This window comes from Salmonella sp. 741265050_HSA, assembly GCF_046569445.1.
GTDB classification, from domain to species: domain Bacteria; phylum Pseudomonadota; class Gammaproteobacteria; order Enterobacterales; family Enterobacteriaceae; genus Salmonella; species Salmonella enterica.
In genome coordinates, this window is sequence record NZ_JBKFSV010000021.1 from 25,698 (window position 1) to 49,385 (window position 23,688).

Annotated in this window: 19 protein-coding genes; 16 read left to right on the plus strand and 3 right to left on the minus strand. The window is 53.6% G+C overall.

Features of this window, described 5'->3' with window-relative positions; all coding sequences use genetic code 11:
* Positions 1-50 precede the first annotated feature (50 nt).
* Complete coding sequence (gene phrB / locus ACLD4F_RS20875) at positions 51-1,472, plus strand: deoxyribodipyrimidine photo-lyase (protein WP_064012877.1); 1,422 nt, start codon at positions 51-53, stop codon at positions 1,470-1,472.
* A 38-nt stretch (positions 1,473-1,510) separates the two neighbouring features.
* On the opposite strand, the gene ACLD4F_RS20880 is transcribed toward phrB, so the two are convergent.
* Complete coding sequence (locus ACLD4F_RS20880) at positions 1,511-2,992, minus strand: MFS transporter (RefSeq protein ID WP_001041123.1); 1,482 nt, start codon at positions 2,990-2,992, stop codon at positions 1,511-1,513.
* 328 nt (positions 2,993-3,320) lie between these two features.
* Here ACLD4F_RS20880 and ybgI point away from each other — a divergent pair, with 328 nt between their 5' ends.
* The 5 genes from ybgI (at position 3,321) to nei (ending at position 7,299) form a co-directional block, all read left to right on the plus strand.
* Positions 3,321-4,064: a radiation resistance protein YbgI gene (ybgI, locus tag ACLD4F_RS20885; protein WP_000798844.1), complete on the plus strand. Its 744-nt coding sequence runs from the start codon at positions 3,321-3,323 to the stop codon at positions 4,062-4,064.
* A 15-nt stretch (positions 4,065-4,079) separates the two neighbouring features.
* The gene (gene pxpB, locus ACLD4F_RS20890; protein WP_001188371.1) at positions 4,080-4,736 is read left to right on the plus strand and encodes a 5-oxoprolinase subunit PxpB; all 657 of its coding nucleotides are present in this window, start codon (positions 4,080-4,082) and stop codon (positions 4,734-4,736) included.
* The gene (gene pxpC / locus ACLD4F_RS20895; RefSeq protein WP_080108224.1) at positions 4,730-5,662 is read left to right on the plus strand and encodes a 5-oxoprolinase subunit PxpC; all 933 of its coding nucleotides are present in this window, start codon (positions 4,730-4,732) and stop codon (positions 5,660-5,662) included. The genes pxpB and pxpC overlap by 7 nt, the downstream gene beginning before the upstream one ends.
* On the plus strand, positions 5,652-6,386 hold the full coding sequence (pxpA, locus tag ACLD4F_RS20900) for a 5-oxoprolinase subunit PxpA (RefSeq protein ID WP_023218325.1): 735 nt from the start codon (positions 5,652-5,654) through the stop codon (positions 6,384-6,386). Before pxpC ends, pxpA begins: the two co-directional genes overlap by 11 nt.
* Positions 6,387-6,507: 121 nt before the next feature.
* Positions 6,508-7,299, plus strand: a complete 792-nt coding sequence (gene nei / locus ACLD4F_RS20905) for an endonuclease VIII (RefSeq protein ID WP_020839475.1) — start codon at positions 6,508-6,510, stop codon at positions 7,297-7,299.
* Positions 7,300-7,353: 54 nt separating this feature from the next.
* On the opposite strand, the gene ACLD4F_RS20910 is transcribed toward nei, so the two are convergent.
* Together ACLD4F_RS20910 and ACLD4F_RS20915 are read right to left on the minus strand one after the other, a co-directional pair.
* On the minus strand, positions 7,354-8,400 hold the full coding sequence (locus ACLD4F_RS20910; RefSeq protein ID WP_411011014.1) for an AbrB family transcriptional regulator: 1,047 nt from the start codon (positions 8,398-8,400) through the stop codon (positions 7,354-7,356).
* A gap of 135 nt (positions 8,401-8,535) precedes the next feature.
* Complete coding sequence (locus ACLD4F_RS20915) at positions 8,536-9,819, minus strand: citrate synthase (protein WP_000785811.1); 1,284 nt, start codon at positions 9,817-9,819, stop codon at positions 8,536-8,538.
* A 100-nt stretch (positions 9,820-9,919) separates the two neighbouring features.
* On the opposite strand from ACLD4F_RS20915, the gene ACLD4F_RS20920 reads away from it, so the two are divergent.
* The 10 genes from ACLD4F_RS20920 to cydA all read left to right on the plus strand — a co-directional run bounded on the left by ACLD4F_RS20920 (position 9,920) and on the right by cydA (position 23,681).
* A complete protein-coding gene (locus tag ACLD4F_RS20920; protein ID WP_001539488.1) occupies positions 9,920-10,165 on the plus strand; it encodes a hypothetical protein in 246 nt (81 codons plus the stop codon).
* 393 nt (positions 10,166-10,558) lie between these two features.
* A complete protein-coding gene (gene sdhC / locus ACLD4F_RS20925) occupies positions 10,559-10,963 on the plus strand; it encodes a succinate dehydrogenase cytochrome b556 subunit (protein WP_000263340.1) in 405 nt (134 codons plus the stop codon).
* On the plus strand, positions 10,957-11,304 hold the full coding sequence (gene sdhD, locus ACLD4F_RS20930) for a succinate dehydrogenase membrane anchor subunit (RefSeq protein ID WP_000254356.1): 348 nt from the start codon (positions 10,957-10,959) through the stop codon (positions 11,302-11,304). The genes sdhC and sdhD overlap by 7 nt, the downstream gene beginning before the upstream one ends.
* The gene (gene sdhA, locus ACLD4F_RS20935) at positions 11,304-13,070 is read left to right on the plus strand and encodes a succinate dehydrogenase flavoprotein subunit (RefSeq protein WP_000775561.1); all 1,767 of its coding nucleotides are present in this window, start codon (positions 11,304-11,306) and stop codon (positions 13,068-13,070) included. Before sdhD ends, sdhA begins: the two co-directional genes overlap by 1 nt.
* A 16-nt stretch (positions 13,071-13,086) precedes the next feature.
* Complete coding sequence (sdhB, locus tag ACLD4F_RS20940; RefSeq protein WP_001537859.1) at positions 13,087-13,803, plus strand: succinate dehydrogenase iron-sulfur subunit SdhB; 717 nt, start codon at positions 13,087-13,089, stop codon at positions 13,801-13,803.
* 525 nt (positions 13,804-14,328) lie between these two features.
* Entirely contained in the window at positions 14,329-17,130 is a 2,802-nt protein-coding gene (gene sucA / locus ACLD4F_RS20945; RefSeq protein WP_001181500.1) for a 2-oxoglutarate dehydrogenase E1 component, read from the plus strand.
* Positions 17,131-17,144: 14 nt separating this feature from the next.
* A complete protein-coding gene (odhB, locus tag ACLD4F_RS20950; RefSeq protein ID WP_000099858.1) occupies positions 17,145-18,353 on the plus strand; it encodes a 2-oxoglutarate dehydrogenase complex dihydrolipoyllysine-residue succinyltransferase in 1,209 nt (402 codons plus the stop codon).
* A 141-nt stretch (positions 18,354-18,494) separates the two neighbouring features.
* Positions 18,495-19,661, plus strand: a complete 1,167-nt coding sequence (gene sucC / locus ACLD4F_RS20955; RefSeq protein WP_001048590.1) for an ADP-forming succinate--CoA ligase subunit beta — start codon at positions 18,495-18,497, stop codon at positions 19,659-19,661.
* Positions 19,661-20,530 carry a succinate--CoA ligase subunit alpha gene (gene sucD / locus ACLD4F_RS20960; protein WP_000114631.1) on the plus strand — a complete coding sequence of 290 codons (870 nt, stop codon included), beginning with the start codon at positions 19,661-19,663 and terminating at the stop codon, positions 20,528-20,530. The genes sucC and sucD overlap by 1 nt, the downstream gene beginning before the upstream one ends.
* Positions 20,531-22,112: 1,582 nt before the next feature.
* On the plus strand, positions 22,113-23,681 hold the full coding sequence (cydA, locus tag ACLD4F_RS20965) for a cytochrome ubiquinol oxidase subunit I (RefSeq protein ID WP_000884369.1): 1,569 nt from the start codon (positions 22,113-22,115) through the stop codon (positions 23,679-23,681).
* Positions 23,682-23,688: the final 7 nt, after the last annotated feature.

Here is a 23,688-nt window from a genome sequence, read left to right on the forward strand (position 1 = left end):
CTACACTGTTTAACGCTATTCGCCGTGACGTTTCATCTTTCAGGAGTTGTATGCCCACCCATTTAGTCTGGTTCAGGCGCGATCTGCGTTTACAGGATAACCTTGCGCTGGCCGCCGCCTGCCGCGATGCATCCGCGCGGGTGCTGGCGCTTTATATTTCCACCCCCGCGCAGTGGCAGGCCCATGATATGGCGCCGCGGCAGGCGGCATTCATCAGCGCGCAGCTCAATGCGCTACAGGCGGCCCTTGCAGAGAAAGGCATTCCGCTGCTGTTTCATGAAGTGGCGGATTTTAACGCCAGTATTGAAACGGTCAAAAACGTTTGCCGACAGCATGACGTCAGCCATCTGTTTTATAACTATCAGTATGAGTTTAACGAGCGTCAGCGTGATGCGGCGGTGGAAAAAACGCTGCCCTCTGTCATCTGCGAAGGCTTTGACGATAGCGTGATTCTGGCGCCCGGCGCGGTGATGACCGGCAATCATGAAATGTATAAAGTTTTTACGCCGTTTAAAAACGCCTGGTTGAAACGGCTAAAAGAGGATATTCCGCCATGCGTTCCGGCCCCGAAGATCCGGGTGAGCGGCGCGCTTTCTACACCCTTAACGCCAGTCTCGCTTAACTACCCGCAACAGGCGTTTGACGCCGCGCTTTTCCCGGTGGAAGAAAACGCGGTTATCGCGCAGCTACGTCAGTTTTGCGCGCAGGGCGCAGACGGGTATGAGTCACAGCGGGATTTCCCTGCGGTTGAAGGCACCAGTCGGCTTTCCGCCAGCCTGGCGACGGGCGGCCTGTCGCCGCGACAGTGCCTGCACCGATTACTGGCGGAGCAGCCGCAGGCGCTGGACGGCGGACCGGGAAGCGTCTGGTTGAATGAGCTCATCTGGCGGGAATTTTACCGTCATTTAATGACCTGGTATCCGGCATTATGCAAACACCAGCCGTTTATCCGCTGGACAAAACGCGTCGCGTGGCAGGAGAACCCGCACTATTTTCAGGCATGGCAGAAAGGCGAAACCGGTTATCCCATTGTCGATGCGGCGATGCGCCAGCTTAACGCGACGGGCTGGATGCATAACCGTTTACGCATGATTACCGCCAGCTTTCTGGTAAAAGATCTGCTGATTGACTGGCGGTTGGGGGAGCGCTATTTCATGTCGCAGCTTATTGACGGCGATCTTGCCGCCAATAATGGCGGCTGGCAGTGGGCCGCCTCAACCGGTACTGACGCCGCGCCTTATTTTCGTATTTTTAATCCCACGACTCAGGGAGAGAGGTTCGATCGCGACGGCGAATTTATCCGCCAGTGGCTACCGGCATTACGCGATATCCCTGGAAAAGCGATTCACGAGCCGTGGCGGTGGGCGGAAAAAGCGGGAGTCGTGCTTGATTATCCTCGGCCCATTGTTGAACACAAACAGGCGAGAATCGCGACGCTTTCCGCCTATGAGGCGGCGAGAAAAGGGGCGTGATACAGGCCCGGTAGCGCAAACTACCGGGCCTTCTGCTATCAGGATTCGACGGCCAGCGCGCGGCTTTTGAATTTGAAGGACTGATACAGCCAAATCAGCAGGACAACCCCTACGCAGGCTAGCGCGCCCCAGGTGATCTGTTCAAAAACATCCACATAGGCGTTGATGGCGTAATTAACCGCGCCGCTGGCGTCGAAGGCGCTTTGCGAGGTCTGGTCAGCGATGACGCCTGCCAGATAGTTAGCTATCGCGCCGGACAGCAGCATATAAATTCCGGTTAATACGCCGGTGACGCCGGGGATATCAATGCGCGTAATTTGCGACATGGCGACCGGGTCGATAAACAGCTCGGCAAAGCCCATCACCGCCAGTCCCAGCACCATTAGCGGCATTGAAGAGTGTCCGTAAGCGGCGGACCAGCGTGCGCTCAGGGTCAAAATACAGAATCCGGCGCTCATCAGACCGAGACCCAGCGCGAATTTGCCCCAGATACGCACGGTGCGATTACCGCTTACGCTCTCTTTAACCAGCCAGGCCAGGACGACCCCACACAGCATCACGGCAAAGGCGTTCACCGACTGGAACATGGCGGTAGGAACGGAATAGCCCAGAATATCGCGGTTCACAAAGCGGTCGATATACAGGCTGATAGAGCTACCGCCCTGCTGGGCAAACGCCCAGAACAGCATACTGAACAGGGTCAGGGTGACAATCAGCCCCAGTTCTTTGCGCTGTTTGGCCGTTTGCGCCTGACGATAAATTTTTGCCAGCACGACCAGGCCGATCGCGGTCGCCACGATTAAGGCATAGACAGACCATTCTTTCCAGAACAGAACGGTAATCAGCAACGGCGCCGCTACCAGCAGAATTAACAGCCAGCCCCAGTTCGGCAGCAGGTAGTTTCTGGCGCACAACACGGCTTTATTCACGCCGGTAGTGTGGGTGAAATGACGATTTCCACACAGGAAGATCACTAACCCTGCCAGCATACCAATGGCGGCGAGCGCAAAGCCCATCGCCCAACTGTACTCCTCTTGCACATAGCCGCAGGCGATAGGCGCCACGATCGAACCAATATTACCCGCTGCGTAAAGCAGCGAGAACCCGCCATCGCGGCGCGGATCTTCCGGCTGGTACAGTTCGCCCAGCAGGCAGCTAATATTCGATTTAAACAGGCCGTAGCCGCAGACAATGATCGCCAGCGACAGATAAAGGAATGTCGGCGCGATCTCACTGGCGCCCAGCACTAAATGACCTATAGCCATTAAAAATGCGCCCAGCATGACTGCCATTCGGTTGCCAAGCACCTTATCCGCCAGATAGCCGCCAAGAATCGGCGTTACGTAGACCAGCGAACAATAAGCGCTGAATAACTCATAGGCGTGGTTATCGTCGTATTTTAGCTGATTGGTGAGATAAAGAATCAGTAGGGCGCGCATACCATAAAAGCTGAAGTACTCCCAAATTTGCAGGGCGACAACGTAGTAAATAGCGCGGGGTTGAGATGCTTGTTTATTCATCGTATTTCCGGGATAGAGACGCTGCGGCAAGAACGCGGCATTCTCAGATAATGCCTTTCTTTGTGGGCTTATTAAGCCTGCCGTATCGCCGTGTTTCCTTAAAGTTACCAACATGATACAGAACTGATTTTTTCTGCAATATGCGTTCTGATTGCATAAATATACATGAAACCGATCGTGTTTTGCTAAGTAATTTGCGCCAAACCCGGGGGTGATTGTTTCTTGATGTGTCAAACAAATGTTTATCGACGAACGGCCAACGGGAGGCTATGTTAACGGAGACTGAACCCGTAACGGGAAAGTAGAACGTGGGTTAAAGGGAGCGATGATGAAAAACACCGAGCTGGAACAACTGATTAACGACAAGCTGAACAGTGCGGCAATAAGCGATTATGCGCCGAATGGTTTACAGGTCGAAGGAAAAGAGACGGTACAGAAAATCGTTACCGGCGTGACCGCAAGTCAGGCGCTGCTCGATGAGGCGGTGCGTTTGCAGGCCGATGCGGTCATTGTTCATCATGGTTACTTCTGGAAAGGCGAGTCTCCGGTTATTCGCGGCATGAAACGCCGTCGCTTAAAAACGTTACTGGCAAATGATATTAACCTTTACGGTTGGCATCTGCCGCTGGATGCGCACCCTGAGCTGGGCAACAATGCGCAGTTGGCGGCGCTATTGGGCATTACCGTGAAAGGAGAAATTGAGCCGCTGGTGCCGTGGGGAGAGCTCTCAATGCCGGTGCCAGGGCTGGAACTGGCCTCATGGATTGAAGCGCGTCTGGGGCGTAAACCGCTATGGTGCGGCGATACCGGGCCAGAGAATGTGCAGCGTGTCGCCTGGTGTACCGGCGGCGGGCAAAGTTTTATTGATAGCGCCGCCCGCTTCGGCGTGGATGCTTTCATTACCGGCGAGGTGTCTGAACAGACCATTCATTCCGCGCGCGAACAGGGGCTGCATTTTTATGCCGCCGGGCACCATGCCACTGAACGCGGCGGTATTCGCGCCCTGAGCGAATGGTTGAACGAAAACACGGCGTTGGATGTGACGTTTATTGATATCCCTAACCCGGCATAACTGAGAGGTAATAAAGTGCAGCGAGCGCGTTGTTATCTGTTAGGCGAAACGGCAGTCGTCCTGGAACTTGAACCGCCGATTACGCTGGCGAGCCAGAAACGCATCTGGCGTCTGACGCAGCGTCTGGTCGATATGCCGAACGTGGTGGAAGCCATTCCCGGAATGAACAATATCACCGTGATCTTGCGGGAACCGCAAACCCTGGCGCTGGATGCGATTGAGCGTCTGCAGCGCTGGTGGGAAGAGAGCGAGGCGCTGGAGCCGGACTCGCGTTCGGTTGAGATCCCGGTGATCTATGGCGGCGCAGGCGGGCCGGATCTGGCGGCGGTGGCACGGCACAGCGGTTTGAGTGAAAAGCAGGTCGTGGAGCTACATGCCTCCGTTGAATATGTCGTCTGGTTTTTAGGCTTTCAGCCTGGCTTTCCCTATCTTGGGAATTTACCAGAACCGCTCCATATGCCCAGACGTGCGGAGCCGCGCCTGCAGGTTCCGGCCGGTTCTGTCGGCATCGGCGGCGCGCAGACGGGGATTTATCCATTATCCACGCCGGGCGGCTGGCAGCTGATCGGCCTCACGCCGTTGAAGTTATTCGATCCAATGCGAGAGCCCCCGGTTCTGCTACGCCCTGGCGATAGCGTACGCTTTGTGCCGCAAAAGGAGGGAATATGCTGAATATTATTCGCGCGGGGATTTACACCTCCGTGCAGGATAGCGGGCGTCACGGCTTTCGTCAGTCGGGGCTGAGTCACTGCGGTGCGCTGGATAAACCCGCCTTTCAGACCGCTAATCTCCTGGTCGGGAACGATGCGAATGCCCCGGCGCTGGAAATCACTCTCGGTCAACTGGTTATCGAATTTGAAAATGAGACCTGGTTCGCTCTTACCGGCGCAGGCTGCGAGGCGCAGTTGGATGATCAACCGGTCTGGACAGGCTGGCGATTGCCGGTAAAAGCGGGTCAGCGTCTTACGCTGCATCGACCGCTTCACGGGATGCGTAGCTATCTGGCGGTGGCGGGCGGTATTGCTGTGCCGGAGGTGATGGGATCGTGTAGTACCGATCTGAAGTCCGGCATCGGTGGGCTGGAAGGACGGCTGCTAAAAGATGGCGATCGGCTGGCGACGGGTAAACCATCGCGACAGTTTAGCGGGCCGCAGGGCGTGAAGCAGTTACTGTGGGGGAATCGCATCCGTGCGCTACCGGGGCCGGAATACCGTGAGTTCGATCGCGCCTCGCAAGAAGCGTTCTGGCGTTCGCCGTGGCAGCTCAGTCCGCAAAGTAATCGCATGGGCTATCGTTTGCAGGGACAATCGTTAACGCGGACAACGGATCGCGAACTGCTGTCGCACGGTTTGCTGCCCGGTGTCGTACAGGTGCCTTACAACGGTCAACCTATTGTGCTAATGAATGATGCCCAGACAACTGGCGGCTATCCGCGTATTGCCTGCATCATCGAGGCAGATATGTACCATCTGGCGCAGATCCCGCTAGGGCAACCGATCCATTTTGTGCAATGTTCGCTGGAAGAGGCGCTCAACGCGCGCCGCGAGCGTCAGCGCTATCTGGAGCAGCTTACCTGGCGACTTCAGCATGAACATTGATTTAAATGCGGATTTGGGCGAAGGTTGCGCCAGCGACAACGAATTATTAACGCTGGTCTCCTCCGCCAATATCGCCTGTGGTTTTCACGCCGGTGATGCGCAAACCATGCTGACCTGCGTGCGCGAGGCGCTGAAAAACGGCGTGGCGATCGGCGCGCATCCCAGCTTTCCGGATCGGGATAATTTTGGGCGGACGGCGATGGTTTTGCCGCCGGAAACGGTATACGCCCAGACGCTGTACCAAATCGGCGCGCTGGGGGCGATTGTCCAGGCGCAAGGCGGCGTGATGCGCCATGTCAAACCGCACGGTATGCTCTATAACCAGGCGGCGAAAGATCCTCATCTGGCACAGGCGATTGCGAAAGCGGTACACGACTATGATCCGTCACTGATACTGGTTGGACTGGCGGGAAGTGAGCTGATCCGGGCCGGTGAGCGCCATCGCCTGGTGACGCGGCAGGAGGTGTTTGCCGATCGCGGCTATCAGGCCGACGGTAGCCTGGTGCCGCGCATGCAACCTGGCGCGCTGATTCACGACGAAGAGCAGGCGCTGGCGCAAACGCTGGATATGGTACAAGCCGGGAGAGTGAAAAGCGTTACTGGCGTGTGGACGACTGTCACGGCGCAAACGGTGTGCATTCATGGCGACGGCGAGTATGCGCTTGCATTCGCTCGCAGGTTACGCGCCGCGTTCAATGCGCGTAATATACACGTTATTGCCTGAGAGCCCGACGATTGAAGTTATTATATTACGGCTGTGGATGTTCATTATGGCGTTCGATGTGCATTCCAGATAGTCAGAGGCGGTGTAGTCCATTAATCAACTGTTAACAAAGGATATTATCATGCCTGAAGGCCCGGAAATTCGTCGTGCGGCGGATAATCTGGAGGCGGCAATCAAAGGCAAACCCTTAACCGATGTCTGGTTCGCCTTTGCACAGTTAAAACCGTATGAATCGCAGCTTACCGGTCAACTTGTTACCCGGATAGAGACGCGGGGAAAAGCGTTATTGACCCACTTTTCAAATGGCCTGACGCTCTACAGCCACAACCAACTCTATGGCGTATGGCGGGTGATCGACACCGGTGAAATACCGCAGACCACGCGTATATTGCGCGTCAGGCTACAAACGGCGGATAAAACTATTCTGCTTTATAGCGCGTCTGATATCGAAATGCTGACAGCAGAGCAGCTCACGACGCACCCCTTTTTACAGCGAGTCGGTCCGGATGTGCTGGACGCGCGTCTCACTCCGGAAGAGGTTAAAGCTCGATTGCTGTCGCCGCGTTTTCGCAACCGACAATTTTCCGGACTGTTGCTGGATCAGGCCTTTCTGGCGGGATTGGGGAATTATCTGCGCGTTGAAATCCTCTGGCAGGTAGGGTTAACCGGACAGCATAAAGCGAAAGATCTCAACGAGGCGCAACTGAATACGCTTTCTCACGCGCTGTTGGATATTCCGCGCCTGTCCTACACGACTCGCGGTCAGGCGGATGAAAACAAGCATCATGGCGCACTGTTTCGCTTTAAGGTTTTCCACCGTGACGGCGAAGCGTGCGAGCGGTGTGGCGGCATTATTGAAAAGACAACACTGTCCTCACGCCCGTTTTACTGGTGCCCGCATTGCCAGAAATAGCCGGAACCGCCATCGGCGAGCAGCTATTGCCTGATGGCGCGACGCTTATCAGTCCTACAGAGGTTGTCTGGGCGCATAGGTTGATATAAAACGGGCCACTGCTGGCCCAGTTAACAGAATGCTGAACAGCCGTAGGGTTTGCATTGCCATGATGAGCGCCATATCGGCACTGCTTCCTGCCGCGATCGCGGCAACCGTATCCAGACCACCGGGACTGGTGGCGAGATAAGCCGTCATAAAATCAATCTGCATGTAGTAAGCCATTCCCCACGCCATCGCGGCGCAAATCGCCATCAGCGCGAAAATTGACAATAAGATTTGCGGCAATGGCCGCAGCGCCATAAAAAACACCTGTCTGTCAAAACCCAGCCCAATACGCCAGCCTATCGCCATATACGCCACGGCCAGCAGCCATTCGGGTATTTCAATCTCAATGATGCCTTGCGAATGGAGAAGCGCGCCCGCCAACATGGGGAGCAGCATCGTGCCGGAAGGGATACGCACCAGGCGACCGGCAATGCCCGCCACGATCGCTAATAACAGCGTCGTCAATACATTACCGCTAAGCGGCGGAAACCAGACCACCTGTTGGCTGACCGTTGCCGCGCTGTCGCCGAGTATCAGGCGTGTCACCAGCACCGCCGCGCCAGCCACAAACAGTACCCGTAGATACTGCATAAACGCCACCAGGCGGATATCCGCCCCGTAATCTTGCGCCATCGCTACCATTGCCGCCGCGCCGCCCGGCGAAGACCCCCATGCGCCGGTGTTGCCGGGCAGCGAGCTGTAACGTACCAGCAGCCAGCCGACTACCGCGCTGGAAAGCAGCGTCACCAGCAACACTAAAAGCACGACCGGCCAGTAGAGGGCGAGGGTGGTCAATATCGAACCGGTTAGATTTTGGGCGATCATACAGCCGAGAATTGCCTGCGCGGCGAGAAAAATACCGCGCGGAAGTTGTAGCGTACTACCTCGCAAACTCAACACGATACCCGCAATCATTGGACCGAGCAGCATCGCCGCCGGAAGGTGCAGATAGAGAAAAATAAGGGAAATGAGCAGCGATAACAGGAACAACAAAAACCACTGCAGAATCGGCATTCCATGCTCCCTGAATGATATTTAGCGAAACCTTAATTAATCATAGAGAGTAACGGGATAAGAATAAAATAATGAGGATAAGAAAAAGGGAAAATGTACCGGATGGCGAGGGTTGCGTCGCCATCCGGTTGTCAATTAACGCTTCAGCGCCGATTTAAAATCGCGTTTATCGTAGCCGGTATACAGCTGACGAGGACGGGCGATTTTCATGCCGTCAGTGTGCATTTCATTCCAGTGTGCAATCCAGCCGACGGTACGCGCCATGGCGAAGATCACGGTGAACATGGAGGACGGAATGCCCATCGCTTTCAGAATGATGCCGGAGTAGAAGTCTACGTTCGGGTACAGTTTCTTCTCGATGAAGTACGGGTCGTTTAGCGCAATGTGCTCAAGCTCCATGGCCACTTCCAGTAGATCGTCTTTGGTACCCAGTTCTTTCAGCACTTCGTGGCAGGTTTCACGCATCACGGTAGCGCGCGGATCGTAGTTTTTGTAAACACGGTGACCGAAGCCCATCAGGCGGAAAGAATCATTCTTGTCTTTCGCACGACGAACAAATTCCGGAATGTGTTTAACAGAGCTGATTTCTTCCAGCATTTTCAGCGCGGCTTCGTTGGCGCCGCCGTGCGCGGGTCCCCACAGGGAGGCGATCCCGGCGGCAATGCAGGCGAACGGGTTGGCGCCGCTTGAACCTGCGGTACGTACCGTTGACGTAGAGGCGTTCTGCTCATGGTCAGCGTGCAGGATCAGAATACGATCCATCGCGCGCTCCAGTACCGGATTCACTTCATAGGTTTCACACGGCGTGGAGAACATCATGTTCAGGAAGTTACCGGCGTAGGAAAGGTCGTTGCGCGGATAAACAAACGGCTGACCGATTGAGTATTTGTAACACATCGCCGCCATGGTCGGCATTTTGGACAGCAGGCGGAACGCCGCAATTTCACGGTGGCGCGGATTGTTCACATCCAGCGAGTCGTGGTAGAACGCTGCCAGCGCGCCAGTGATCCCGCACATTACCGCCATCGGATGTGAGTCGCGACGGAAAGCATGGAACAGGCGAGTGATTTGCTCATGGATCATCGTATGGCGGGTGACTGTCGTTCTGAACTCGTCATACTCTTCCTGCGTCGGTTTTTCGCCGTACAGCAGGATGTAACAGACTTCCAGATAGTTGGAATCGGTAGCAAGCTGGTCAATCGGGAAACCGCGATGCAACAAAATGCCTTCGTCGCCGTCGATGAAGGTGATTTTAGATTCGCAGGATGCGGTAGAGGTGAAACCAGGGTCAAAAGTAAAAACTCCTTTTGAACCGAGACTACGAATATCAATAACATCTTGACCGAGTGTACCTTTTAGCACATCCAGTTCAATAGCAGTGTCACCAGTAAGGGTGATTTTTGCCTTTGTATCAGCCATTTACGGTCTCCTTAGCGCCTTATTGCTTAAGACTGCCGGAACTCAGACTTGCCTTCTCCACGTCATCTTCCTCGTCGTTAGTGCAGGGAAGATTCTGTGTATGCATCAATCAACCGTTACCAGTTTGTTATTTGGCTCGCCGCTCTGTGAAAGAGGGGATGACCTGGGTACAGAGCAATGGGCGCTTGCAGGTAACGGCTTGATTAATTTCGAATTAGCAGCAAATCAGGAACGTAGCAATCCGAGTAATGTAACCTGTCTATCACTAATAACTGTCCTGAAAGAATGGGTCAATATCATTGTACTGTTGCATAACTTATTAACAGGTGAAAGAGTGACCCCATAACTTTTACGCATTATATGCTTTTTCTGGTGTCGTTTGTAACAATTTTGTTTAATGTTTGTCAAATCAGATGATTGAAAATTAAAAAAATGTTGTTATCGTGACCTGTGTCACTGTTCAGGATAAAACCTGACAAACTATATGTAGGTTAATTGTAATGATTTTGTGAACGTCCTATACTGCCGCCAGGTCTCCGGAATACCCTGCAATCCCGAGCCACCCAGCGTTGTAACGTGTCGTTTTAGCTACTGGAAGCAGTGTTTTACATGACGCGCAGTTATAGAAAGGACGCTGTCTGACCCGCACGCAGACCGGAGGAAGGAAATCCCGTCGTCTTTCTGGCTACAGGTAGATTCACCTCTGTAACCGAAGTCTTAAGGGAATAATAAGAACAGCATGTGGGCGTTATTCATGATAAGAAATGTGAAAAAACAAAGACCTGTCAATCTGGATCTACAAACGATTCGGTTCCCCATCACAGCGATAGCGTCCATTCTCCATCGCGTATCCGGTGTGATTACTTTCATCGCCGTCGGCATACTACTGTGGCTACTGGGCACCAGCCTCTCTTCTCCGGAAGGATTCCAGCAGGCCGCCGATATCATGGACGGCTTCATCGTTAAATTTATCATGTGGGGCATCCTTACCGCGCTGGCGTATCACGTCATCGTGGGAATTCGTCACATGTTAATGGATTTTGGCTATCTGGAAGAAACATTCGAAGCGGGTCAACGCTCTGCCAAAATCTCTTTTGTTATCACTGTCGTGCTTTCACTTCTCGCAGGAGTCCTCGTATGGTAAGCAACGCCTCCGCATTAGGACGCAATGGCGTACATGACTTCATCCTGGTCCGTGCTACCGCTATCGTTCTGACGTTATACATCATCTACATGGTGGGTTTTTTCGCCACGAGCGGCGAACTGACCTTTGAAGCCTGGACCGGTTTCTTCTCATCGGCCTTCACCAAAGTCTTCACCCTGCTGGCGCTTTTTTCCATCTTGATTCATGCCTGGATCGGCATGTGGCAGGTGTTAACCGACTACGTTAAACCACTGGCAGTGCGTCTGATACTGCAACTCGTTATTGTTGTTGCGCTGGTGGTTTACGTCATCTATGGATTTGTTGTGGTGTGGGGTGTGTAATGAAACTGCCAGTCAGAGAATTTGATGCTGTTGTGATTGGTGCCGGTGGCGCAGGTATGCGCGCGGCGCTGCAAATTTCCCAAAGCGGCCAAACCTGTGCGCTGCTCTCGAAAGTCTTCCCGACCCGTTCCCATACCGTTTCCGCGCAGGGCGGTATCACCGTGGCGCTCGGCAATACCCATGAAGATAACTGGGAATGGCACATGTACGACACCGTAAAAGGGTCGGACTACATTGGTGACCAGGATGCCATCGAATATATGTGTAAGACCGGACCGGAAGCGATTCTGGAACTGGAGCACATGGGGCTACCGTTCTCCCGTCTTGATGATGGACGTATCTATCAGCGCCCGTTCGGCGGCCAGTCGAAAAACTTTGGCGGCGAGCAGGCGGCACGTACCGCGGCAGCGGCTGACCGTACCGGTCACGCCTTGCTACATACGCTGTATCAACAGAATTTGAAAAACCACACCACGATTTTCTCCGAATGGTATGCGCTGGATCTGGTGAAAAACCAGGATGGCGCGGTGGTGGGGTGTACCGCACTGTGCATCGAAACCGGTGAAGTGGTGTACTTCAAAGCCCGCGCGACGGTGCTGGCGACCGGCGGCGCAGGCCGTATCTACCAGTCCACCACCAACGCTCACATCAATACTGGTGATGGTGTCGGTATGGCGCTGCGTGCCGGTGTCCCGGTGCAGGACATGGAAATGTGGCAGTTCCACCCGACCGGTATCGCCGGGGCGGGCGTGCTGGTGACAGAAGGCTGCCGCGGCGAAGGCGGTTACCTGCTGAACAAACACGGCGAGCGCTTTATGGAGCGTTATGCGCCGAACGCCAAAGACCTGGCGGGTCGTGACGTGGTGGCGCGTTCCATCATGATCGAAATCCGTGAAGGTCGCGGCTGCGATGGTCCGTGGGGGCCGCACGCTAAACTGAAACTGGATCATCTGGGTAAAGAGGTGCTGGAATCTCGCCTGCCGGGTATCCTGGAACTGTCCCGTACTTTCGCCCACGTTGACCCGGTGAAAGAGCCGATTCCGGTTATCCCGACCTGCCACTACATGATGGGCGGTATTCCGACTAAAGTGACCGGTCAGGCGCTGACCGTGAACGAGCAGGGCGAAGACGTGGTGATTCCGGGGCTGTTTGCGGTAGGCGAAATCGCCTGTGTATCGGTTCACGGCGCCAACCGTCTGGGCGGTAACTCACTGCTGGATCTGGTGGTCTTTGGCCGTGCTGCGGGGCTGCATTTACAGGAATCCATCGCCGAGCAGGGCGTGCTGCGCGACGCCAGCGAGTCTGACGTTGAAGGTTCTCTGGAGCGCCTGAATCGCTGGAACAATAACCGCAATGGCGAAGATCCGGTGGCTATCCGCAAAGCGTTGCAGGAGTGTATGCAGCATAACTTCTCCGTATTCCGTGAAGGCGACGCGATGGCGAAAGGGCTTGAGCAGTTGAAAGTGATCCGCGAGCGTCTGAAAAACGCCCGTCTGGATGACACGTCCAGCGAGTTTAATACCCAGCGTGTTGAGTGTCTGGAGCTGGATAACCTGATGGAAACTGCCTACGCCACTGCCGTATCAGCCAACTTCCGGACGGAAAGCCGCGGCGCGCATAGCCGCTTCGATTTCCCGGAGCGAGATGATGCCAACTGGTTGTGTCATACCCTGTATCAACCGCAAACGGAATCCATGACGCGCCGAAGCGTCAATATGGAACCGAAACTGCGTCCGGCGTTCCCGCCGAAGATTCGTACTTATTAATTGCGGAGACAGGATGATGAAACTCGAATTTTCGATTTATCGTTATAACCCGGATGTCGATAACGCTCCGCGTATGCAGGATTACACCCTGGAAGGCGAAGAAGGGCGTGACATGATGCTGCTGGATGCGTTAATCCAGCTTAAAGAAAAAGATCCCAGCCTTTCTTTCCGCCGTTCCTGCCGCGAAGGTGTGTGTGGTTCTGATGGTTTGAATATGAACGGTAAGAATGGTCTGGCCTGTATTACCCCTATTTCGGCGCTGACTCAGCCGGGTAAGAAGATTGTGATTCGCCCGCTGCCCGGTTTGCCGGTGATCCGCGATTTGGTGGTAGACATGGGGCAATTCTACGCACAATATGAGAAGATTAAGCCTTACTTATTGAATAATGGGCAAAATCCACCGGCTCGTGAGCATCTGCAGATGCCAGAGCAGCGTGAAAAACTCGATGGGCTGTATGAATGTATTCTTTGCGCCTGTTGCTCAACATCCTGCCCGTCATTCTGGTGGAACCCGGATAAGTTTATCGGTCCGGCGGGTCTGCTCGCGGCGTATCGATTCCTGATCGATAGTCGTGATACCGAGACTGACAGTCGTTTGGAAGGGATGAGTGATGCATTCAGCGTATTCCGCTGTCACAGCATTATGAACTGCGTCAGTGTATGTCCTAAGGGACTGAACCCGACGCGCGCTATCGGCCATATTAAGTCGATGCTGTTGCAGCGTAGCGCATAAGTAGTTGTAGTGGTTGCCGGATGGCGACGTACCGTCTTATCCGGCCTACGGGTTACGTATTCTGTAGGCCTGATAAGCCAGGCGCCATCGGGCAATAGAAGTGCAGGAAACCTCTAAAAACTGCCATATGATTAGTAATAATCGAGATGTTCAGAGCGAGACAAGGCGCGGTCTGAACGAATCTTCGGGAGCATAGTTAACTATGTGACCGGAGTGAGCGAAGGCCGCAACGCAGTCGTAGCCTGAACAGCGAAGATTATTAGACAGTTTTTAAAGGTTCCTTAGCGGACGCAGATGACACGACAGTCCGCAACAAGTGAACCCCGGCACGCATACGGCGTATGCGTGGTTAGTATCCACGGCGAAATACTCGTCATAGTTCACGTTGCATGTGCGTTGGCTGCACTTGCTCACCCCGGTCACTTACTGGATGTAAGCTCCCTGGGATTCGCAAGCTTGCCGCCTTCCTGAAACGTGACCTATTTAGAGTATTAAATAAGCAGAAAAGATGCTTAAGGGATCACGATGCAGAACAGCGCTTTGAAAGCCTGGTTGGACTCTTCTTACCTCTCTGGTTCGAATCAGAGCTGGATAGAACAGCTCTATGAAGACTTCTTAACCGATCCTGACTCGGTAGACGCTAACTGGCGTTTGACGTTCCAGCAGTTACCTGGTACCGGAGTCAAACCGGATCAACTCCATTCAAAAACACGTGAATATTTCCGGCGGCAGGCGTTGGCTGGCTCACGTCACTCTTCTACGATTTCCGACCCTGACACCAATGTGAAGCAGGTTAAAGTCCTGCAGCTTATCAACGCTTATCGTTTCCGTGGCCATCAGCATGCAAACCTCGATCCGCTGGGACTGTGGAAACAAGAACGCGTGGCGGATCTCGATCCTTCTTTCCATGATTTGACCGAGGCCGATTTCCAGGAAACCTTCAATGTCGGCTCCTTTGCCAGCGGCAAAGAGACGATGAAGCTGGGCGAGCTGCTCGACGCGCTCAAACAGACCTACTGCGGCCCGATTGGCGCTGAGTATATGCACATCACCAGCACCGAAGAGAAACGCTGGATCCAACAGCGCATCGAATCCGGTCGTGCGGCCTTTAGCGCTGACGAGAAAAAACGCTTCCTGAACGAACTGACCGCCGCTGAAGGGCTGGAACGTTATCTGGGCGCCAAATTCCCGGGGGCGAAACGTTTCTCGCTCGAGGGGGGAGATGCGCTGATACCCATGCTGAAAGAGATGGTTCGCCATGCGGGTAACAGCGGCACTCGCGAAGTGGTGCTGGGGATGGCGCACCGCGGTCGCCTGAACGTGCTGATCAACGTACTGGGTAAAAAACCGCAGGATCTGTTCGACGAATTTGCCGGTAAGCATAAAGAACATCTGGGTACCGGCGACGTGAAGTATCACATGGGCTTCTCGTCAGATATCGAAACCGAAGGCGGTCTGGTTCACCTGGCGCTGGCGTTTAACCCATCGCATCTGGAAATTGTGAGCCCGGTGGTGATGGGCTCCGTGCGCGCCCGTCTGGACAGACTGGACGAACCGAGCAGCAACAAAGTGTTGCCGATCACTATTCACGGCGACGCCGCGGTGACCGGCCAGGGCGTGGTTCAGGAAACTCTGAACATGTCGAAAGCGCGCGGTTACGAAGTGGGCGGTACGGTACGTATCGTTATCAACAACCAGGTGGGCTTCACCACCTCTAACCCACTGGATGCGCGTTCAACGCCTTACTGCACCGATATCGGTAAAATGGTCCAGGCACCGATTTTCCACGTCAATGCGGACGATCCGGAAGCCGTCGCTTTTGTGACCCGTCTGGCGCTGGACTTCCGTAACACCTTCAAACGCGATGTGTTCATCGATCTGGTGTGCTACCGCCGTCACGGCCACAACGAAGCCGACGAGCCAAGCGCAACCCAGCCGCTGATGTACCAGAAAATCAAAAAGCATCCGACACCGCGTAAAATCTACGCCGACAAACTGGAAGCTGATAAGGTCGCAACGCTGGAAGATGCCACTGAAATGGTCAACCTCTATCGCGATGCGCTGGATGCAGGCGAATGCGTGGTGAAAGAGTGGCGTCCAATGAATATGCACTCGTTCACCTGGTCGCCGTATCTAAACCACGAATGGGATGAAGCATACCCGAACAAGGTAGAAATGAAGCGCCTGCAGGAGCTGGCAAAACGTATCAGCACCGTGCCGGAAGCCATTGAAATGCAGTCTCGTGTGGCGAAAATTTATGGCGACCGTCAGGCAATGGCGGCAGGCGAGAAATTGTTTGACTGGGGCGGCGCGGAAAATCTGGCTTACGCCACGCTGGTCGATGAAGGCATTCCGGTGCGCCTGTCCGGGGAAGACTCCGGTCGCGGCACCTTCTTCCATCGTCATGCGGTGATCCACAACCAGACGAACGGCTCAACGTATACGCCGTTGCAGCATATTCACAGCGGTCAGGGACAGTTTAAAGTCTGGGACTCCGTGCTGTCCGAAGAAGCGGTGCTGGCCTTTGAATACGGTTATGCCACGGCGGAACCACGTACCCTGACTATCTGGGAAGCGCAGTTTGGCGATTTTGCCAACGGCGCGCAGGTAGTGATTGACCAGTTCATCTCCTCCGGCGAGCAGAAATGGGGCCGGATGTGCGGTCTGGTGATGCTGTTGCCGCATGGCTATGAAGGGCAGGGCCCGGAGCACTCCTCCGCGCGTCTGGAACGTTATCTGCAACTTTGCGCCGAGCAGAATATGCAGGTTTGCGTGCCGTCCACCCCGGCGCAGGTCTACCATATGCTGCGCCGTCAGGCGCTGCGCGGGATGCGTCGTCCGCTGGTGGTGATGTCGCCGAAATCGCTGCTGCGTCACCCGCTGGCGGTTTCCACGCTTGATGAACTGGCGAACGGTTCCTTCCAGCCGGCCATTGGCGAAATTGACGAGCTGGACCCTAAAGCCGTAAAACGCGTGGTAATGTGTTCTGGTAAGGTTTATTACGACCTGCTGGAACAACGGCGCAAAAACGACCAGAAAGATGTCGCTATCGTGCGCATCGAACAGCTCTATCCGTTCCCGCATAAAGCGGTGCAGGAAGCGCTGCAACCATACGCTCACGTCCATGATTTTGTCTGGTGCCAGGAAGAGCCGCTCAACCAGGGCGCATGGTACTGCAGTCAGCATCATTTCCGTGAAGTGATTCCGTTTGGGGCCGCTCTGCGTTATGCAGGTCGCCCGGCCTCCGCCTCTCCGGCGGTAGGGTATATGTCCGTTCACCAGAAACAGCAACAAGATCTGGTTAATGACGCGCTGAACGTCGATTAAATAAAGGATAAATAATGAGTAGCGTAGATATTCTTGTTCCCGACCTGCCTGAGTCCGTAGCGGACGCGACCGTCGCCACCTGGCATAAAAAACCGGGCGATGCGGTTGTTCGTGACGAAGTGCTGGTAGAAATCGAAACTGACAAAGTGGTACTGGAAGTACCGGCATCAGCGGACGGCATTCTGGATGCGGTTCTGGAAGAAGAGGGGACGACTGTCACCTCTCGCCAGATCCTGGGTCGCCTGCGTGAAGGCAACAGCGCGGGTAAAGAGACCAGCGCGAAATCTGAAGAGAAAGCGTCTACGCCGGCACAGCGCCAGCAGGCGTCGCTGGAAGAACAAAACAACGATGCGCTCAGCCCGGCGATCCGTCGCCTGCTGGCTGAACACAATCTGGAAGCCAGCGCCATTAAAGGCACTGGTGTGGGTGGGCGTCTGACCCGTGAAGATGTGGAAAAACATCTGGCGAAAGGCGAGTCTAAAGCACCCGCTGTTGAACCTGCAGCACAACCCGCTCTGGGCGCGCGCGGCGAAAAACGCGTGCCAATGACCCGCCTGCGTAAGCGCGTGGCCGAGCGTCTGCTGGAAGCGAAAAATTCCACCGCCATGCTGACGACCTTCAATGAAGTCAACATGAAGCCGATTATGGATTTGCGTAAGCAGTATGGCGAAGTGTTTGAAAAACGTCATGGTATCCGCCTGGGCTTTATGTCCTTCTACGTGAAAGCGGTAGTGGAAGCGCTGAAGCGTTATCCGGAAGTGAACGCCTCTATCGACGGCGATGACGTGGTGTATCACAACTACTTCGACGTCAGCATGGCGGTGTCTACGCCGCGCGGCCTGGTCACGCCGGTCCTGCGTGACGTGGATACGCTGGGCATGGCTGACATTGAGAAAAAAATTAAAGAACTGGCTGTCAAAGGCCGCGACGGCAAGCTGACCGTAGAAGACCTGACCGGCGGTAACTTTACCATTACCAACGGCGGCGTATTCGGTTCGCTGATGTCTACCCCGATCATCAACCCGCCGCAGAGCGCGATTCTGGGAATGCATGCTATTAAAGACAGGCCGATGGCGGTGGATGGCAAGGTGGAAATCCTGCCGATGATGTATCTGGCGCTCTCTTACGATCATCGCCTGATCGATGGTCGCGAATCCGTGGGCTTCCTGGTCACCATCAAAGAGTTGCTGGAAGATCCGACCCGTCTGCTGTTGGACGTGTAGTCAGCAAGAGCATCACCTGCTACCTGTAGGCTGGATAAGGCGTTCACGCCGCCATCCGGCGATGGTGTAATGCCTGATGGCGCGCAGCTTTCAGGCCTACAGGTCTAAAGATAACGATTACCTGAAGGATGGACAGAACACATGAACTTACATGAATATCAGGCAAAACAACTTTTTGCCCGCTATGGCTTACCGGCGCCGGTGGGTTATGCCTGTACTACTCCGCGTGAAGCCGAAGAAGCCGCGTCTAAAATCGGTGCCGGCCCGTGGGTAGTGAAATGTCAGGTTCACGCTGGCGGCCGCGGCAAAGCGGGCGGTGTGAAGGTAGTAAAAAGCAAGGAAGAGATTCGCGCCTTTGCGGAAAACTGGCTGGGCAAACGTCTGGTGACCTATCAAACAGACGCTAATGGCCAACCGGTAAACCAGATTCTGGTTGAAGCGGCGACCGACATCGGCAAAGAACTGTACCTCGGCGCGGTAGTTGACCGTAGTTCTCGTCGCGTGGTCTTTATGGCGTCTACCGAAGGCGGCGTAGAGATCGAAAAAGTGGCGGAAGAAACCCCGCATCTGATCCATAAAGTCGCGCTCGATCCGCTGACCGGCCCGATGCCGTATCAGGGGCGTGAACTGGCGTTCAAACTGGGTCTGGAAGGTAAACTGGTGCAGCAGTTCACCAAAATCTTTATGGGCCTGGCAACCATTTTCCTTGAGCGCGACCTGGCGCTAATCGAAATCAACCCGCTGGTGATCACTAAGCAGGGCGATCTGATTTGCCTCGACGGCAAGCTGGGCGCTGACGGCAACGCGCTGTTCCGCCAGCCGGATCTGCGCGAAATGCGCGACCAGTCTCAGGAAGATCCGCGTGAAGCGCAGGCGGCGCAGTGGGAACTGAACTACGTCGCGCTGGACGGCAACATCGGTTGCATGGTGAACGGCGCGGGCCTGGCGATGGGCACTATGGACATCGTTAAGCTGCATGGCGGCGAACCGGCTAACTTCCTTGACGTGGGCGGCGGCGCAACCAAAGAGCGCGTCACCGAAGCGTTTAAAATCATCCTCTCGGATGACAACGTGAAAGCGGTTCTGGTTAACATCTTCGGCGGTATCGTCCGTTGTGACCTGATTGCCGACGGTATCATCGGCGCGGTGGAAGAAGTGGGCGTGAATGTTCCGGTGGTGGTGCGTCTGGAAGGCAACAACGCCGAACTCGGCGCGAAGAAACTGGCTGACAGTGGCCTGAATATTATTGCAGCGAAAAGTCTGACGGATGCAGCTCAGCAGGTTGTTGCCGCAGTGGAGGGGAAATAATGTCCGTTTTAATTAATAAAGATACCAAGGTTATCTGCCAGGGCTTCACCGGTAGCCAGGGGACTTTCCACTCCGAACAGGCGATTGCTTACGGTACGCAAATGGTCGGCGGCGTAACGCCGGGCAAAGGCGGCACCACGCATCTGGGTCTGCCGGTGTTCAACACCGTGCGCGAAGCGGTAGAAGCTACCGGTGCGACCGCATCCGTTATCTACGTCCCGGCGCCGTTCTGCAAAGACTCCATTCTGGAAGCGATCGACGCAGGCATCAAACTGATTATCACCATCACCGAAGGTATTCCGACGCTGGATATGCTGACCGTGAAAGTGAAGCTGGACGAAGCTGGCGTACGCATGATCGGCCCGAACTGCCCAGGTGTGATCACCCCGGGCGAATGCAAAATCGGCATCATGCCGGGTCACATTCATAAGCCGGGTAAAGTGGGTATCGTTTCCCGTTCCGGCACGCTGACCTACGAAGCGGTTAAGCAGACCACCGACTACGGTTTCGGCCAGTCCACCTGCGTGGGTATCGGCGGTGACCCGATTCCGGGCTCTAACTTCATCGACATTCTGAAACTGTTCCAGGAAGATCCGCAGACTGAAGCGATCGTGATGATCGGCGAGATCGGCGGTAGCGCAGAAGAAGAAGCGGCGGCTTATATTAAAGACCACGTGACCAAGCCGGTTGTTGGCTATATCGCGGGCGTTACCGCGCCGAAAGGCAAACGTATGGGCCACGCTGGCGCCATCATTGCCGGTGGTAAAGGTACCGCTGATGAGAAATTCGCTGCTCTGGAAGCGGCTGGCGTGAAGACGGTTCGCAGCCTGGCCGATATCGGCGAAGCGCTGAAAGCAATTATAAAATAAAACTCGCTGTTCCTGCGGGAACAGATAAATGTCCGTTTTCGACATGGTTGGCCACCTTTACGGTGGCCTTTTTTATGGCTTTATTGTTTGTGGCAAAGTACGGGTGAAGCATCCGGGATATAAAATTATTGGCTTTGTAAATATTGAACTATAGGAAAATAATGCCTCATTAAAAAAACATGGTGGAGTCTAAAAATAATTGATAATAACCGTCTGGCAGCGGCAGTAAATTTACTCAGTTTGCTGGTTAACTCTTTTGCAGCAAATACAGATGCTGTCTTAGTGAAATACCTGCCGACCTCACTGGAGACGGATTATGCGCTTTCCGCCATGAAAAAAACGCATTGCAGCATTACACTATGTTGACGCTAACCTCTATAGTAAATTGACGCTTGACTCTGTGGCCGCGCATGTTTGCCTGAGCGCGAACTACATGTCTCCTCAGATGTATCGCGCTTACACAGACTGCTTGTTTAATGGCAGAATAAAACAGCTATTTTAATCATAAGAGTACCGGCATTATTTCCCTGAAGTATTAAAGATATCGTTTAATAAATTATATGAACTTTTGCTGGTTAAAAGAGGTTAACTTTAAAAATTATTAAGAACTTATTGACACTATTCGTTCGTGATTAATCATGTTTAAAGGGTATTTATGGCTGCGAATAAACAGAATTATCACTATGAGTGACGTAGAAATTGAGGGTAAATCTGTGAAGGTGATAACAGAATCTTCACTATAATAATTATAGAGAGGCAAATACGGTGTTATTGAAATAAAGAAAAATTAGCGAATAAAATGTTTGTTTCTGGCTATCTGGAAAGCTTATTAGCGATAATTAAGGCGATAACCTGGCAAGATGATCCTGGCCGTTAGTCGTCGGGAAAGGGAAGTTGGGGCAGGGTAATCCCGGTGGGATGATGGCGCGTGTGCAATGAGATAGTTTCTTTGCGGTGTTAATTATAAGTAAAATAAAAATAGACTAAATGTATAAAATAATAAGTGTTGATAACCTACAGAAAAAATCTGTGAGCTATTTAGCAATAATTGAACATCAATGTGGAATGTTTTTTACTGGATGCGGGGCAGTAAAAAACGCACAAAATGTTTAGCCTTATCGAATAAGCCTCTTTTTACAAGGGGTTTGAAATTACTCTTTGCAAAAACAAAAAGTTAACAAAAAATTCACCATGCATTCAATGAATAAACATTATTAACATTAACTTCAAAAATTGATTTTAATCAATATTTAAATGTTGGAAAAGAGCATCAAAACTGGTTAAATTGTCCGTGATCAAATTCCCTGAAAAGCGATAGATTAGCCATAAATTGATCGCTGTCGAAAAAAGCAAATCTGACCCACTAAAAACCTGTTTATTGTAAGGGTTTTACGGCGTAATATATTTGCGGGATCAATTTGGGTTTTTTATTAACATGTTTGTAACTTTTCATCATTACTGTTTCCTTCCCGAGGGGATAGTACGATGGAAGGCCGCAAATAAATTTGTATTGGGGCATGCGTGTGACCCTTTCTAACGGGGTTCACTCTCGGAGTCTTCATGCGATGAGCAAGGAGTCATGATGTTAGATATAGTCGAACTGTCGCGCTTACAGTTTGCCTTGACCGCGATGTACCACTTCCTGTTTGTGCCGCTAACGCTTGGTATGGCGTTCCTGCTGGCCATTATGGAAACGGTATACGTCCTTTCCGGCAAACAGATTTATAAAGATATGACCAAGTTCTGGGGCAAGTTGTTTGGTATCAACTTTGCTCTGGGTGTGGCTACCGGTTTGACCATGGAGTTCCAGTTCGGGACAAACTGGTCGTACTACTCCCACTATGTTGGGGACATCTTCGGTGCGCCGCTGGCCATCGAAGGTTTGATGGCCTTCTTCCTCGAATCCACCTTTGTAGGTCTGTTCTTCTTCGGCTGGGATCGTCTGAGTAAAGTTCAGCACATGTGCGTCACCTGGCTGGTGGCTCTGGGGTCCAACCTCTCCGCGTTGTGGATTCTGGTAGCGAACGGCTGGATGCAAAACCCAATCGCTGCGGATTTCAATTTCGAAACCATGCGTATGGAAATGGTGAGCTTCTCTGAACTGGTGCTGAACCCGGTAGCACAGGTGAAATTTGTTCACACTGTGGCGTCCGGCTATGTCACCGGCGCGATGTTCATCCTCGGTATCAGCGCTTACTACATGCTGAAAGGTCGTGACTTCGCCTTTGCTAAACGCTCCTTTGCTATTGCTGCCAGCTTCGGTATGGCTGCCGTACTGTCCGTTATCGTACTCGGTGACGAATCCGGTTACGAAATGGGCGACGTGCAGAAAACCAAGCTCGCTGCGATTGAAGCAGAATGGGAAACGCAACCTGCTCCGGCCTCCTTTACCCTGTTCGGCATTCCTGACCAGGACAAACAGGAAAACCATCTGGCGATTCAGATCCCTTATGCGCTCGGCATTATCGCTACGCGTTCCGTGGACACGCCGGTTATTGGCCTGAAAGATCTCATGGTGCAGCATGAAGAGCGTATCCGTAACGGGATGAAAGCCTATGAACTGCTGGAACAACTGCGCGCCGGTTCTACCGACCAGGCCGTTCGCGACCAGTTCAACAGCATGAAGAAAGATCTCGGTTACGGCCTGCTGCTGAAACGCTATACGCCTAATGTGACTGACGCTACCGAAGCGCAGATCCAGCAAGCGACGAAAGATTCCATTCCTCGCGTTGCGCCGCTGTACTTCGCTTTCCGTATTATGGTGGCGTGCGGCTTCCTGCTGCTGGCGATTATCGCACTCTCCTTCTGGAGCGTGATTCGTAACCGCATCGGTGAGAAAAAATGGCTGTTGCGCGCGGCGCTGTACGGTATTCCACTGCCGTGGATTGCGGTTGAAGCAGGTTGGTTCGTCGCCGAGTATGGTCGTCAGCCGTGGGCGATCGGCGAAGTGTTGCCGACAGCCGTGGCGAACTCATCGCTGACCGTGGGCGATCTGCTGTTCTCCATGTTCCTGATTTGCGGCCTGTATACCCTGTTCCTGGTGGCAGAATTGTTCCTGATGTTCAAATTTGCACGCCTTGGCCCAAGCAGCCTGAAAACCGGTCGCTATCACTTTGAGCAGTCCACCGTGACTTCTCAGCCGGCACGCTAAGACAGGA

Excerpts from the sequence above, each read along its gene's own strand:
- phrB (WP_064012877.1), top strand. The coding sequence starts at position 51 with ATGCCCACCCATTTAGTCTGGTTCAGGCGCGATCTGCGTTTACAGGAT.
- ACLD4F_RS20880 (WP_001041123.1), bottom strand. The coding sequence starts at position 2,992 with ATGAATAAACAAGCATCTCAACCCCGCGCTATTTACTACGTTGTCGCC.
- ybgI (WP_000798844.1), top strand. The coding sequence starts at position 3,321 with ATGAAAAACACCGAGCTGGAACAACTGATTAACGACAAGCTGAACAGT.
- pxpC (WP_080108224.1), top strand. The coding sequence starts at position 4,730 with ATGCTGAATATTATTCGCGCGGGGATTTACACCTCCGTGCAGGATAGC.
- pxpA (WP_023218325.1), top strand. The coding sequence starts at position 5,652 with ATGAACATTGATTTAAATGCGGATTTGGGCGAAGGTTGCGCCAGCGAC.
- nei (WP_020839475.1), top strand. The coding sequence starts at position 6,508 with ATGCCTGAAGGCCCGGAAATTCGTCGTGCGGCGGATAATCTGGAGGCG.
- ACLD4F_RS20910 (WP_411011014.1), bottom strand. The coding sequence starts at position 8,400 with ATGCCGATTCTGCAGTGGTTTTTGTTGTTCCTGTTATCGCTGCTCATT.
- ACLD4F_RS20915 (WP_000785811.1), bottom strand. The coding sequence starts at position 9,819 with ATGGCTGATACAAAGGCAAAAATCACCCTTACTGGTGACACTGCTATT.
- ACLD4F_RS20920 (WP_001539488.1), top strand. The coding sequence starts at position 9,920 with ATGCATCAATCAACCGTTACCAGTTTGTTATTTGGCTCGCCGCTCTGT.
- sdhC (WP_000263340.1), top strand. The coding sequence starts at position 10,559 with ATGTGGGCGTTATTCATGATAAGAAATGTGAAAAAACAAAGACCTGTC.
- sdhD (WP_000254356.1), top strand. The coding sequence starts at position 10,957 with ATGGTAAGCAACGCCTCCGCATTAGGACGCAATGGCGTACATGACTTC.
- sdhA (WP_000775561.1), top strand. The coding sequence starts at position 11,304 with ATGAAACTGCCAGTCAGAGAATTTGATGCTGTTGTGATTGGTGCCGGT.
- sdhB (WP_001537859.1), top strand. The coding sequence starts at position 13,087 with ATGAAACTCGAATTTTCGATTTATCGTTATAACCCGGATGTCGATAAC.
- sucA (WP_001181500.1), top strand. The coding sequence starts at position 14,329 with ATGCAGAACAGCGCTTTGAAAGCCTGGTTGGACTCTTCTTACCTCTCT.
- odhB (WP_000099858.1), top strand. The coding sequence starts at position 17,145 with ATGAGTAGCGTAGATATTCTTGTTCCCGACCTGCCTGAGTCCGTAGCG.
- sucC (WP_001048590.1), top strand. The coding sequence starts at position 18,495 with ATGAACTTACATGAATATCAGGCAAAACAACTTTTTGCCCGCTATGGC.
- sucD (WP_000114631.1), top strand. The coding sequence starts at position 19,661 with ATGTCCGTTTTAATTAATAAAGATACCAAGGTTATCTGCCAGGGCTTC.
- cydA (WP_000884369.1), top strand. The coding sequence starts at position 22,113 with ATGTTAGATATAGTCGAACTGTCGCGCTTACAGTTTGCCTTGACCGCG.